The sequence below is a fragment of the Pseudomonas sp. IT-P100 genome (assembly GCF_949767185.1).
GTDB classification, from domain to species: domain Bacteria; phylum Pseudomonadota; class Gammaproteobacteria; order Pseudomonadales; family Pseudomonadaceae; genus Aquipseudomonas; species Aquipseudomonas fluorescens_B.
On record NZ_CATKQK010000003.1, the window covers coordinates 81,601 to 94,425 of the forward strand.

Genomic DNA, 12,825 nt, shown 5'->3' on the forward strand with positions numbered 1-12,825 from the left:
GTTTAGAATTTAATCAAAACCTTAACTGGCAAATCAAACAACCCCAAACAAGACACATTAATTAGACATTACTATTGCATTTGCGTATCACGTTGCAGGTATACTCGAGCAAAACCGGCCTACCGCGCCGATCCAATAATGAGCCGGCATTACAGCCGAGCGTGCACCGTGAGGGCATCCGCCATGCCTCTAACCCTTGCTGTCGAGATCATCGAGCCGGGCGTTCGCCTGATTACCCTGCAGCGTCCGCAAGCGCTGAATGCCCTGACCACCGAATTGCTCGGTGAACTGGCCGATGAACTGAGCACCGCCCAAGCCGATCCCGACACCCGCGTCGTGGTCCTGACCGGTAGCCGCAAGGCCTTCGCCGCTGGCGCCGACATCAAGGAAATGGCCGAGCGCGATCTGGTCGGCATCCTCGACGACCCGCGCCAGGCGTCGTGGCAAACCATCACCCGTTTCAACAAACCGCTGATCGCTGCCGTCAACGGCTTCGCCCTCGGCGGTGGCTGCGAACTGGCGATGCACGCCGACATCATCATTGCCGGTGAAGACGCCCGCTTCGGCCAGCCGGAAATCAACCTCGGGATCATGCCTGGCGCCGGTGGCACCCAACGCCTGTTGCGCGCCGTGGGCAAATCCATGGCCATGCAGATGGTCCTGACCGGCGAACCGATCGATGCCCGCCAGGCCCAACGCGCCGGTCTGATCAGCGAAGTGACACAACCGGAATTCACTGTCGAACGCGCCCTGCAGGTCGCCCGCAGCATCGCCGCAAAAGCGCCGCTGGCCGTGCGCCTGGCCAAGGAGGCGTTGCTCAAGGCCATGGACACCGACCTCGCCAGCGGCCTGCGTTTCGAACGCCACGCCTTCACCGTGCTCGCCGGCACCCGTGACCGCGACGAAGGCATTCGGGCCTTTCAGGAAAAACGCACACCGACTTTCACCGGGCAGTAACCCGGTCAGCCAATGAATTCGAACGACCTCTCAGAGAGCGCCAAGACCATGAACTTCGAACACATCCTGTTTTCCATCGAGGCCGGCGTCGCCCTGCTCAGCCTCAATCGGCCGGACCAGCTCAACAGCTTCAATGCGCAGATGCATGGCGAAGTGAAAGAAGCGCTGAAACAGGTCCGGCAGAACCCGGACGTGCGCGTCTTGCTGCTGACCGGTGAAGGTCGCGGCTTCTGCGCCGGCCAAGACCTCAGCGATCGCAATGTCGCGCCGGGCAGTGCCGTGCCGGATCTGGGCGAGTCGATCGAGAAGTTCTACAACCCGCTGATCCGCCAGTTGCGTGACTTGCCGCTGCCGGTGATCTGCGCGGTCAACGGCGTGGCGGCCGGGGCTGGCGCGAACATTCCGCTGGCGTGCGACCTGGTAGTGGCGGCGCGTTCGGCGAGCTTCATCCAGGCTTTCTGCAAGATCGGCTTGATCCCCGATTCCGGCGGTACCTGGACCCTGCCACGCCTGGTCGGCATGGCCCGCGCCAAGGCACTGGCCCTGCTGGGCAATCGCCTGACGGCGGAGCAGGCCGAGCAATGGGGGCTGATCTATCGCGTGGTCGACGATGCCGACCTGCGCCATGAAGCCCTGACGCTTGCCCGCCATCTGGCCACACAACCGACGTATGGGTTGGCGCTGATCAAGCGCAGCCTGAACGCCAGCCTGAGCAACACGTTCGACGAACAACTGGAGCTGGAAAAAGACCTGCAACGCTTGGCCGGGCGCAGCGAGGATTACCGTGAAGGCGTCAGCGCCTTCATGGAAAAACGCAGCCCAAGCTTCAAGGGGCGCTGAGTCATGACCGCACTGAACACCAACGCGCGCATCGCGGTGATCGGCGCCGGGGCCATGGGCGCAGGCATCGCTCAGGTCGCGGCACAGGCCGGTCATCCGGTGCTGTTGCTCGACAACCGTCCGGGCGCTGCCGCTCAGGCCATCGACGGCATTGACCGGCAACTGGTCAAGCGTGTCGAGAAAGGCAAGCTGTCGGACGAAGCACGGAAGGCAACGGTCTCGCGTTTAGAGGCGGTGGAAGCCATCGAAGCGCTGGCCGATTGCGAGCTGATCATCGAAGCCATCGTCGAAAACCTCGAGGTCAAGCGCGCTCTTTTTCGTCAGCTGGAAGGCATCTGCGGTGAGCACTGCATTCTGGCCAGCAACACTTCTTCGCTGTCGATCACCAGCATCGCTGCGCAGCTGAGTCATCCGCAACGCTTGCTAGGCCTGCACTTCTTCAACCCGGCGCCGGTCATGGCGCTGGTGGAAATTGTCTCGGGTCTGGCCAGCGACCCGGCGCTGGCCGAGTGTCTTTACGACACCGCCAACGCCTGGGGCAAGAAACCGGTACACACCCGCTCGACACCGGGCTTCATCGTCAACCGCGTCGCTCGCCCGTTCTACGCCGAAAGCCTGCGCCTGCTGCAGGAGGGCGTGGCCGATTGCGCGACGCTGGATGCGTTGATGCGCGAAGCCGGGGGCTTTGCGATGGGCGCGTTTGAACTGACTGATCTGATTGGCCATGACGTCAACTATGCCGTGACCTGTTCGGTGTTCGACGCCTATTACGGCGACACGCGTTTCCTGCCGTCGTTGATTCAGAAGGAATTGGTGGAGGCCGGGCGTCTCGGTCGCAAAAGCGGTCATGGTTTCTACAACTATGCCGAAGGTGCGGAGCGTCCACTGCCGACATTCATCAGCAGCAAACAGACCGTCGCAACCTGCACGGCCGAAGGTGATCTGGGCATCGCCAACGCGCTGATCCAGCGATTGCGCAAACACCGGATCGACGTCATTCAGCGCGATGGACAAGGCTTGCTGCGAGTCGGTGATGCGGTGCTCGCATTGAGCGACGGGCGCATGGCCGGTCAGCGCGCCAAAGAAGATGGCTTGCGCAATCTGATCCTGCTCGACCTCGTAGCCGACTTCGGCCAGTCGACTCGAATAGCGATCAGTTGCTCGGCCGGCATCAGCCCCGATGCGCTCGAACACGGCGTTGCGCTGCTGCAACAGGCCGGACTCACCGTCAGCTTACTCAACGACAGCCCGGCACTCGCCGTCTTGCGCACCGTCGCTATGCTCGCCAATGAAGCCGCCGACGCCGTGCTGCAAGGCGTGGCCTCGGCCGCCGACATCGATCTGGCGATGCGCGCCGGGGTCAATTACCCCCAAGGCCCGCTGGCCTGGGCCGATGCCATCGGCCCTGCGCACATCCTCAACGTGCTGGAAAACCTGCAAGCCAGTTACGGCGAAGAACGCTATCGACCGTCGCTGCTGTTGCGCCGCCGCGTTGCCGAAGGGAGGACTTTCCATGACTAACCATGAAGCGATGAATCTGGCCAGCACCTGCGCGCAAACGCTGTTCAAGCGCGACACCGCCAGCCAGGCGATGGGCATGCGCCTGCTCTCGACCGCTCCGGGTTGCGCCCGCGTCGGCATGAGCGTGCGCGCCGACATGATTCAAGGCCACGGCACCTGCCACGGCGGCTACCTGTTCGCCCTCGCCGACTCGGCGTTCGCCTTTGCCTGCAACAGCTACAACGAAGCCACGGTGGCCATCGGTTGCAGCATCGACTACATCGCCCCGGCACGCCTGGGCGACACCTTGACCGCCGATTGCACCGAGCAAAGCCGCTCCGGTCGCACCGGCAACTACGACGTGCGCATTGAAAACCAACTGGGCCAGCTGATTGCCCTGTTCCATGGCAAATCCTACAAAGTGCGCGGCACAGTGCTCGCGCAGGAGACCCCGAATGAATGACGCCTTGATCATCGATGCGGTGCGGACCCCGATCGGCCGCTATGCCGGCGCCTTGAGCGGCGTGCGCGCCGACGACCTCGGCGCGGTGCCGTTGCGTGAATTGCTGCGCCGTCACCCGCAGGTCGACTGGAACGCGGTCGACGATGTGATCTACGGCTGCGCCAACCAGGCCGGCGAAGACAACCGCAACGTCGCGCGCATGTCGGCGCTGCTGGCCGGACTGCCGGTCAGCGTGCCGGGCACCACACTCAACCGTTTGTGCGGTTCCGGGCTGGATGCGATCGGCACGGCGGCGCGGGCGATTCGTTGCGGCGAGGCCGGGCTGATGCTGGTCGGCGGCGTCGAATCGATGTCCCGCGCACCGTTGGTGATGGGCAAGGCCGAGCAGGCGTTCTCCCGGGACGCGCAGCTCTACGACACCACCATCGGCTGGCGCTTCGTCAATCCGCTGATGAAAAAAGCCTACGGCATCGACTCGATGCCGGAGACCGCCGAGAACGTCGCCGAGCAGTTCAACATCTCCCGCGCCGACCAGGACGCTTTCGCCCTGCGCAGCCAGCAGCGTGCCAGCGCGGCCCAGGCCAGCGGGCGTCTGGCCAGGGAAATCGTCGCAGTCGAGATCCCCCAGCGCAAAGGCCCGGCCAAAGTCGTCGAGCACGACGAACACCCGCGCGGCGACACCACGCTTGAGCAACTGCAGAAGCTCGGCACACCGTTTCGTGAAGGGGGCAGCGTCACTGCCGGCAACGCCTCCGGGGTCAATGACGGCGCCTGTGCACTGTTGCTCGCCAGTCCGGAAATCGCCAAACGCCATGGTTTGAAAGCACGTGGCAGGGTCGTCGCCATGGCCACTGCCGGCGTCGAGCCGCGAATCATGGGCATCGGCCCGCTGCCGGCCACGCGCAAGGTGCTGGAACTGGCCAACCTGAGCCTGGCGGACATGGACGTGATCGAACTCAACGAAGCCTTCGCCGCGCAAGGCCTGGCGGTGCTGCGTGAGCTCGGCCTGAGCGACACCGATCCGCGGGTCAACCCGAACGGCGGCGCGATTGCCCTCGGCCATCCGTTGGGCATGAGCGGCGCACGCCTGGTGACCACCGCCCTGCACGAACTGGAAGAACGTCAAGGCCGCTACGCCTTGTGCACCATGTGCATCGGCGTCGGCCAGGGCATCGCGCTGATCATCGAGCGTCTGTCCGACTAAAGAATCGCGATTCCCGGGGAGCCGAGAGGTATCCTTGGGGCATGCACTCAAAGCCCGGCTGAGGCCGGGCTGGAACACAAAAATAATTCGAGTGAAGTTATGAACATGCCAATTGCCAAAGCCGTGCTTGATCCTGTGCTGGACCCGATTGAAACCGCCAGCATCGATGAACTCCGTCAGCTCCAGCTGGATCGCCTGCGCTGGAGCCTGAACCACGCCTACAACAATGTGCCGCTGTATCGCCAACGCTTCGATGCGCTGGGCGTACACCCGGATGACATCAAATGCCTGGAAGATCTGGCGAAGTTTCCGTTCACCACCAAATCCGACCTGCGCGACAACTACCCCTACGGCATGTTCGCCGTGCCGATGCACGACGTGGTGCGCCTGCACGCGTCCAGCGGCACCACGGGCAAACCGACCGTCGTCGGTTATACCCAAAACGATATCGACACCTGGGCCAACGTAGTCGCTCGTTCGATCCGCGCAGCGGGTGGCCGACGGGGCGACAAAGTGCATATTTCCTATGGCTACGGCCTGTTCACCGGCGGCCTCGGCGCGCACTACGGTGCCGAACGCCTGGGCTGCACGGTGATTCCGATGTCCGGTGGCCAGACTGAAAAGCAAGTGCAACTGATCAAGGATTTCCAGCCGGACATCATCATGGTCACGCCGTCCTACATGCTCAACATCGCCGATGAAATCGAGCGCCAGGGCATCGACCCGCACAAACTGGCCCTGCGCCTGGGCATCTTCGGCGCCGAACCCTGGACCGGCGAACTGCGCAGCGCCATCGAAAACCGTTTGGGCATTACCGCACTGGACATCTACGGCCTCTCGGAAATCATGGGGCCGGGTGTCGCCATGGAGTGCGCGGAATCCAAGGACGGGCCGACGATCTGGGAAGACCACTTCTACCCGGAAATCATCGACCCGGTCACCGGTGAAGTGCTGCCGGACGGGCAGATGGGCGAGCTCGTGTTCACGTCGCTGAGCAAAGAAGCCCTGCCGATGATCCGCTATCGCACCCGCGACCTCACGCGCTTGCTGCCGGGGACTGCGCGGCCGATGCGGCGGATCGACAAGATCACCGGGCGCAGCGATGACATGTTGATCATTCGCGGGGTGAACGTGTTCCCGACGCAGATCGAAGAGCAGGTGCTGAAAATCAAACAGCTTTCAGAGTGTTACGAGATTCACCTGTATCGCAATGGGAACCTGGACAGCGTTGATGTGCATGTCGAGCTCAAGGCTGAACACCAGCACCTGAACGATGAACAGCAGAAGGCTGTTTGTGGCGAGTTGAGTCGGCATATCAAGACGTATATCGGGATCAGTTCGCGGATCGTCTTGCAGCCGATGCATTCGATCAAGCGCTCTGAGGGCAAGGCTTGTCACGTGATGGACAAGCGCCCGAAGGCATGACTGCTGCACCCTTTTTGGCCCCGCTTTTGCGGGGCTTTTTTTTGGGTGTACTCGGGCTCTGTGGGAGCTGGCTTGCCAGCGATGACGGCCTGATAGCCGGCCTGCAGCTCTTCAGAATCATCGGCGGTGAACGCCCATGTCATGCCCGCCAACAATCCCTGTGGGAGCTAGCCTGCTAGCGATGGAGGGCCAGACACTGCGTTCATTCAGACAGCACGCGTTTTCGTTGGCGGCCATCGCTAGCAGGCTAGCTCCCACAGGGAATGTACACATCCGAAGAGCCTGGCCGGCCGGGAGGCCGCCTCGGTTGCATGGGCGGCGGGCCCACGGAGCAGGACCGGAGCGAGGGCACCTTGAGCCTGGGCGAAGGGCCGAACGAAAGGGGCAAAAGCGCTTGGTTACTTGGCGCTTCTCCAAGTGACTCGCCGTAAGGGCGAAACCAATAGCCGCCGTTACCGAAGAAACGGATATGTACACCCACCCCCTCCCCCCCAAAGCGATACAAAAAATAATACGACACTATATTTTCTGTTTGATATTAAATTCTGTATCGCTTATAAAGTTCTCCATGCCCTCGATTCAGATTCAAGGCGGGAGACCCCCATGTACGCACAGCTCGTAGAAACCGGCGTAAAGCGCATCAAAGACCTCTCGGAGATGTCCGAACAGGAACGTGCCTTCCAGGAAAAAATCGATTCAGAAATCAAGATCGAAGCGAAAAACTGGATGCCTGATGCCTATCGCCAGACCCTGATCCGCCAGATCTCCCAGCACGCCCACTCCGAAATCGTCGGCATGCTGCCCGAAGGCAACTGGGTCACCCGCGCGCCATCGCTCAAACGCAAACTGCAACTGATGGCCAAGATTCAGGACGAAGCGGGCCACGGCCTGTACCTGTACAGCGCCATGGAAACCCTCGGCGCCGACCGTGACGAGGAAATCGCCAAGCTGCACAGCGGCAAGGCCAAGTACTCGAGCATCTTCAACTACCCGACCTTGAACTGGGCCGACATGGGCGCTGTGGGCTGGCTGGTGGATGGCGCAGCGATCGTCAACCAGGTCGTATTGCAGCGCACCTCGTATGGCCCCTACTCCCGGGCCATGGTGCGCATCTGCAAGGAAGAAAGTTTCCACCAGCGCCAGGGCTACGAAATCCTCCTGACCATGATGCGCCACGGCAATCAGGCACAAAAAGACATGGTCCAGGACGCGATCAACCGCCTGTGGTGGCCGTCACTGATGATGTTCGGTCCAAGCGACGAACACTCCCCCAACAGCGCCCAGTCCATGGCCTGGAAAATCAAGCGCCAGAGCAACGACGAACTGCGCCAGCGCTTTATCGACCAGACCATCCCGCAACTCGAATTGCTCGGTTGCACCTGCCCCGACCCGGACCTGAAGTGGAACGCCGAGCGCGGCCACTACGACTTCGGCGAAATTCAGTGGAGCGAGTTCTACGAAGTGCTCAAGGGCAACGGCCCGTGCAACCAGGAACGCGTCGCCACCCGCCGCAAGGCGATCGAAGACGGCGCCTGGGTCCGTGAAGCCGCGGTCGCACACGCTCGCAAAAAACACAACAAGAACGCCGCCTGATTCGGCCACCTGATCTGGAGACACCGCCATGTCCGAATGGACCCTTTTCGAAGTCTTCGTGCGCAGCAAGCACGGCCTCAACCACAAGCATGTGGGCAGCGTGCACGCCGCCGACACCACCATGGCCATCGAAAACGCGCGCGAGTTGTACACCCGTCGCAGCGAAGGCGTGAGCCTGTGGGTGGTGCCATCGGCGCTGATCACCGCCTCATCGCCGGATGAAAAAGACCCGCTGTTCGACCCCTCGGACGACAAGGTCTACCGCCACGCCAGCTTCTACGAGCTGCCGGCCGAAGTCGGGCACATGTGAGGTCGACCATGAACACCAAGACTGATCTGATCGAATACCTGTTGCGCCTCGGCGACAGCGCCCTGATCCAGGGCCAGCGCCTGTGCCAATGGTGCGGCAAGGCCCCGGCGCTTGAAGAAGAACTGGCGCTGATGAATGTCGGCCTCGACCTCGTCGGCCAGGCACGCAACTGGCTCGAATACGCCGCCGAACTGCTGGACGACGGCCGCGATGCCGATCACCTGGCATTCCGCCGCGATGAGCGCGCCTATCGCAATCTGCTGCTGGTGGAACAACCCAACGGCGATTACGCGGTGACTATCCTCAAGCAGTTCCTGTATGACGCCTGGCACCTGCAAGTGCTCAGCGGCCTGAGCCAATCCAGCGACGAGCGTATCGCCGGGATCGCCGCCAAAGCGGTGAAGGAAGTGACCTATCACCTGCGCCGGTCCGGCGAGTGGGTCGAGCGTCTGGGCGACGGCACCGAGGAGAGCCACCAACGCATGCTCGCGGCGATCCCTGAGGTTTGGCGCTTCACCGTTGAACTGACCAGTGCCGATGGCAGCGAACAGCGTTTGCACGCAGCCGGCATTACCCCGGACGCCGCCCAGGTCGCCGCGGCCTGGCAAGCCAAGGTCAACGAGATTTTCGCCAGCGCCACCCTGCCCGTGCCGGCCGCGCCGAACTATTTCTATCTGAATGCACGCAAGGGCCTGCACACCGAACACCTGGGCATTCTGTTGGCCGAGATGCAATTCCTGCCACGAGCGTACCCCGATGCGACCTGGTGAGCTGATCGCCAGCGACCTCGGCGCCCGGCCGGCACAACCGACCGACCTGGCCGCCGCGTGGGCGACTCTGGCGCAAGTCATGGACCCGGAAGTGCCGGTGGTCAGCGTCGTAGACCTGGGCATCGTGCGCGATCTCGACTGGCAAGCCGGGCATCTGCATGTGGTGGTCACACCGACCTACTCCGGCTGCCCCGCCACCGAAGTGATCGAAAGCGATATCCGCGATGCGCTGGAGCTCGCCGGTTTTCGGGCGCCGCAGCTGGAACGCAAATTGACCCCGGCCTGGACCACCGACTGGATCACCGACAGCGGCCGCGAACGCCTGCGTGCCTACGGCATTGCACCGCCCGACGGCAGCACCAGCAAGCGCAGCCTGCTCGGCGAAAGCCCGGTGATCGTCTGCCCGCAATGCGGCAGCGCGCACACCGAAGTGCTCAGCGAGTTCGGCTCCACCGCGTGCAAGGCGTTGTACCGCTGCGTCGATTGCCGGGAACCGTTCGACTATTTCAAGTGCATCTGAGCGGCGATCGGCCGTCCCAGCTGGAGAACAATAATGAGTAAATTTCACAGCCTGACCATCAAGGACGTTCGCGCCGAGACCCGTGACGCGGTGTCCATCGCCTTCGAGATTCCGCAGCACCTGCAAGACAGCTTTCACTTCACCCAGGGCCAGCACCTGGTGATGCGTACGCAAATGGACGGCGAAGAAGTGCGTCGTTCGTATTCGATCTGCACCGGCGTCAACGACGGTGAATTGCGCATCGCCATCAAGCGCGTCGCGGGCGGGCGTTTTTCAGCGTTTGCCAACGAACAACTGAAGGCCGGACACAGTCTGGAAGTGATGCCGCCGGCCGGGCATTTTCATGTCGAGCTCGATCCGGCTCGCCATGGCAACTACCTCGCGGTTGCAGCAGGCAGCGGCATCACGCCGATCCTGTCGATCATCAAGACCACCCTGCAAACCGAACCGCACAGCCGCGTCACGCTGCTGTATGGCAACCGTTCAAGTTCCGGCGCGCTGTTTCGCGAACAGCTCGAAGACCTGAAAAACCGCTACTTGCAGCGCCTGAACCTGATCTTCGTCTTCAGCCGCGAACAGCAGGATGTCGACCTGTACAACGGCCGGATCAACGCCGAGAAATGCGAGCAACTGTTCACTCGCTGGCTCGATGTCAAAGCCCTCGACGCGGCGTTCATCTGCGGCCCGCAGGAAATGACCGAAACCGTACGCGACAGCCTGAAAGCCAACGGCATGCCGGCTGAGCGTATCCACTTCGAACTGTTTGCCGCCGCCGGCAGCCAGCAAAAACGCGAAGCGCGGGAAGCCGCACGGCAGGTGGATGCCGCGGTCAGCCAGATCACCGTCATCAGCGACGGCCGCGCCCTCGCCTTCGATCTGCCGCGCAACACCCAGAGCATCCTCGACGCCGGCAACGCCCAAGGCGCCGAACTGCCCTACTCGTGCAAGGCCGGCGTGTGCTCGACCTGCAAATGCAAGGTCATCGAAGGCGAAGTGGAAATGGACAGCAACCACGCCCTGGAAGATTACGAAGTGGCTGCCGGTTATGTGCTGTCGTGCCAGGCCTTTCCGGTCAGCGACAAAGTCGTCCTGGATTTCGATCAGCTCTAAGACGCAACGCAAAACACCTGTGGGAGCGAGCCTGCTCGCGATGAAGGCAGTCCATCCAGCATCAATGGAGGCTGACCCACCGCTATCGCGAGCAGGCTCGCTCCCACAGGGGGCCAGTGATCGACCGGAATACACCGTTTCACCCCACAACAAAAACAACAACCGAGAGCGCGCCATGACACCCAAAGACGTAGAACTCATCCGCCAACACCCCGACTTCATCCAGTTGGTCCGCCGCAAACAGAACCTCTACTGGTCGCTGTCGCTGATCATGCTGGTGATCTATTTCGGCTTCGTCCTGCTGGTGGCGTTTTCCCCCGCCACCCTCGGCCAATCCCTGAGCGGTGGCGTGACCTCCGTGGGCATGCTGGTCGGCGTGGTCATTGTGGTGCTGGCCTTCGCGTTGACCGGCTTCTACGTCTATCGCGCCAACAACGTCATTGACCCACTCAACGAAAAACTGAAACAGGAGTGCGCCCGATGAGCCGTCTTCTCGCGTTGTTCCTACTGCCTCTGGCTTTCATTGCTGACTTTGCGGCAGCCGCCGACGGCGCGTCCCGCCCGCTGAACTGGAACGCCATCGGCATGTTCCTGGTGTTTGTGCTGTTTACCCTTGGCGTCACCCGCTGGGCTGCGTTGCGCACCCGCTCAGCCAGCGATTTCTACACCGCGGGCGGCGGCATGACCGGTTTCCAGAACGGTCTGGCGATTGCCGGCGACATGATTTCCGCGGCGTCCTTCCTCGGCATCTCGGCGATGATGTTTCTCAATGGCTACGACGGCTTGCTCTACGCATTGGGCGTGTTGGCGGGCTGGCCGATCATTCTGTTTCTGATCGCCGAACGCCTGCGCAACCTCGGCAAATACACCTTCGCCGACGTAGTGTCCTATCGCCTCGAACAAACCCCGGTGCGCTTGACCTCGGCGTTCGGCACGCTGACCGTCGCGTTGATGTACCTGGTGGCGCAGATGGTCGGCGCCGGCAAACTGATCGAGTTGCTGTTCGGCATCGACTACCTCTACGCGGTGATGCTGGTCGGTGTGTTGATGGTGTTCTACGTGACCTTCGGCGGCATGCTCGCCACCACCTGGGTGCAGATCATCAAGGCCGTGATGCTGCTGTTCGGCACCACGTTCATGGCGTTCATGGTGCTCAAGCATTTCGGTTTCAGCACCGAGGCGATGTTCGCCGGCGCCACCGCCGTCCATGCCAAGGGCAACGCGATCATGGCCCCGGGCGGTTTGCTGTCGAACCCGATCGATGCGATCTCGCTGGGGCTGGGCATGATGTTCGGCACGGCCGGCCTGCCGCATATCCTGATGCGTTTCTTCACCGTCAGTGATGCCAAGGAAGCGCGTAAAAGCGTGTTCTACGCCACCGGCTTTATCGGCTACTTCTACCTGCTGCTGATCATTGTCGGCTTCGGCGCCATCGTGATGGTCGGCACCGATCCAGCGTTCCGCGATGCCAACGGCGCGATTATCGGCGGCGGCAACATGATCGCTGTGCATCTGGCGCAAGCCGTGGGTGGCAACCTGTTTCTCGGCTTCATCTCGGCAGTTGCCTTCGCCACCATTCTGGCGGTGGTCGCCGGTCTGGCGTTGTCCGGCGCCTCGGCGGTGTCCCACGATTTGTACGCCTGTGTGATGCGCAAAGGGCAGGCTACCGAGCAGCAGGAAATTCGCGTCTCGCGAATCGCCACGCTGTGCATCGGCGTGCTGGCGATCATCCTCGGCTTGCTGTTCGAGTCGCAGAACATTGCCTTCCTCTCCGGCCTGGTGCTCGCCATCGCGGCGTCGGTGAATTTTCCGGTGCTGTTCCTTTCGATGTACTGGAAAGGCCTGACCACTCGCGGCGCGGTCACCGGCAGCCTGACGGGGCTGATCTCGGCGATTGTCCTGTTGGTGCTGAGCCCGGCGGTATGGGTCAACGTGCTGCATCACGACAAGGCGCTGTTCCCCTACTCCAACCCGGCACTGTTTTCCATGAGCCTGGCGTTCTTCAGTGCCTGGCTGTTTTCGGTCACCGACACCTCGCCGCGAGCGGCCCTTGAGCGCGGCCGTTACCTGGCGCAGTTCATCCGTTCGATGACCGGCATCGGTGCTTCCGGCGCCAGCAAGCACTAACAACGA

General features: G+C 62.2%; 13 protein-coding genes. All 13 read left to right on the forward strand.

All coding sequences use genetic code 11. The features are described from left to right. Nucleotides 1-183 precede the first annotated feature (183 nt). The 13 genes from paaF to ACM6IQ_RS02500 all read left to right on the forward strand — a co-directional run bounded on the left by paaF (nucleotide 184) and on the right by ACM6IQ_RS02500 (nucleotide 12,819). Nucleotides 184-957, forward strand: coding sequence for a 2,3-dehydroadipyl-CoA hydratase PaaF (paaF, locus tag ACM6IQ_RS02440; protein WP_414878005.1), 774 nt, complete (start codon nucleotides 184-186; stop codon nucleotides 955-957). A gap of 48 nt (nucleotides 958-1,005) precedes the next feature. Continuing rightward, nucleotides 1,006-1,797, forward strand: a complete 792-nt coding sequence (gene paaG, locus ACM6IQ_RS02445) for a 2-(1,2-epoxy-1,2-dihydrophenyl)acetyl-CoA isomerase PaaG (RefSeq protein WP_017339739.1) — start codon at nucleotides 1,006-1,008, stop codon at nucleotides 1,795-1,797. Between the two features lie 3 nt (nucleotides 1,798-1,800). After that, complete coding sequence (gene paaH, locus ACM6IQ_RS02450; RefSeq protein WP_414878006.1) at nucleotides 1,801-3,318, forward strand: 3-hydroxyacyl-CoA dehydrogenase PaaH; 1,518 nt, start codon at nucleotides 1,801-1,803, stop codon at nucleotides 3,316-3,318. Next, nucleotides 3,311-3,760: a hydroxyphenylacetyl-CoA thioesterase PaaI gene (gene paaI, locus ACM6IQ_RS02455; protein ID WP_017339741.1), complete on the forward strand. Its 450-nt coding sequence runs from the start codon at nucleotides 3,311-3,313 to the stop codon at nucleotides 3,758-3,760. Before paaH ends, paaI begins: the two co-directional genes overlap by 8 nt. After that, on the forward strand, nucleotides 3,753-4,964 hold the full coding sequence (gene pcaF, locus ACM6IQ_RS02460) for a 3-oxoadipyl-CoA thiolase (protein WP_414878007.1): 1,212 nt from the start codon (nucleotides 3,753-3,755) through the stop codon (nucleotides 4,962-4,964). The genes paaI and pcaF overlap by 8 nt, the downstream gene beginning before the upstream one ends. Nucleotides 4,965-5,063: 99 nt before the next feature. After that, nucleotides 5,064-6,389 carry a phenylacetate--CoA ligase PaaK gene (gene paaK / locus ACM6IQ_RS02465; RefSeq protein ID WP_017339743.1) on the forward strand — a complete coding sequence of 442 codons (1,326 nt, stop codon included), beginning with the start codon at nucleotides 5,064-5,066 and terminating at the stop codon, nucleotides 6,387-6,389. Nucleotides 6,390-6,992: 603 nt separating this feature from the next. Then, nucleotides 6,993-7,982 (forward strand): 1,2-phenylacetyl-CoA epoxidase subunit PaaA, encoded by a 990-nt coding sequence (gene paaA, locus ACM6IQ_RS02470; protein ID WP_017339745.1) that lies wholly within the window; start codon nucleotides 6,993-6,995, stop codon nucleotides 7,980-7,982. 28 nt (nucleotides 7,983-8,010) lie between these two features. Continuing rightward, the gene (gene paaB / locus ACM6IQ_RS02475; protein WP_007943393.1) at nucleotides 8,011-8,292 is read left to right on the forward strand and encodes a 1,2-phenylacetyl-CoA epoxidase subunit PaaB; all 282 of its coding nucleotides are present in this window, start codon (nucleotides 8,011-8,013) and stop codon (nucleotides 8,290-8,292) included. Between the two features lie 8 nt (nucleotides 8,293-8,300). After that, nucleotides 8,301-9,062 (forward strand): 1,2-phenylacetyl-CoA epoxidase subunit PaaC, encoded by a 762-nt coding sequence (gene paaC, locus ACM6IQ_RS02480; protein ID WP_414878008.1) that lies wholly within the window; start codon nucleotides 8,301-8,303, stop codon nucleotides 9,060-9,062. Then, the gene (gene paaD / locus ACM6IQ_RS02485) at nucleotides 9,049-9,582 is read left to right on the forward strand and encodes a 1,2-phenylacetyl-CoA epoxidase subunit PaaD (RefSeq protein WP_153649706.1); all 534 of its coding nucleotides are present in this window, start codon (nucleotides 9,049-9,051) and stop codon (nucleotides 9,580-9,582) included. The genes paaC and paaD overlap by 14 nt, the downstream gene beginning before the upstream one ends. Nucleotides 9,583-9,615: 33 nt before the next feature. Then, nucleotides 9,616-10,692 carry a 1,2-phenylacetyl-CoA epoxidase subunit PaaE gene (gene paaE / locus ACM6IQ_RS02490; RefSeq protein ID WP_017339748.1) on the forward strand — a complete coding sequence of 359 codons (1,077 nt, stop codon included), beginning with the start codon at nucleotides 9,616-9,618 and terminating at the stop codon, nucleotides 10,690-10,692. A gap of 175 nt (nucleotides 10,693-10,867) precedes the next feature. After that, on the forward strand, nucleotides 10,868-11,176 hold the full coding sequence (locus tag ACM6IQ_RS02495; protein WP_017339749.1) for a DUF485 domain-containing protein: 309 nt from the start codon (nucleotides 10,868-10,870) through the stop codon (nucleotides 11,174-11,176). Continuing rightward, complete coding sequence (locus ACM6IQ_RS02500; protein WP_414878009.1) at nucleotides 11,173-12,819, forward strand: cation acetate symporter; 1,647 nt, start codon at nucleotides 11,173-11,175, stop codon at nucleotides 12,817-12,819. Before ACM6IQ_RS02495 ends, ACM6IQ_RS02500 begins: the two co-directional genes overlap by 4 nt. Nucleotides 12,820-12,825 lie beyond the last annotated feature (6 nt).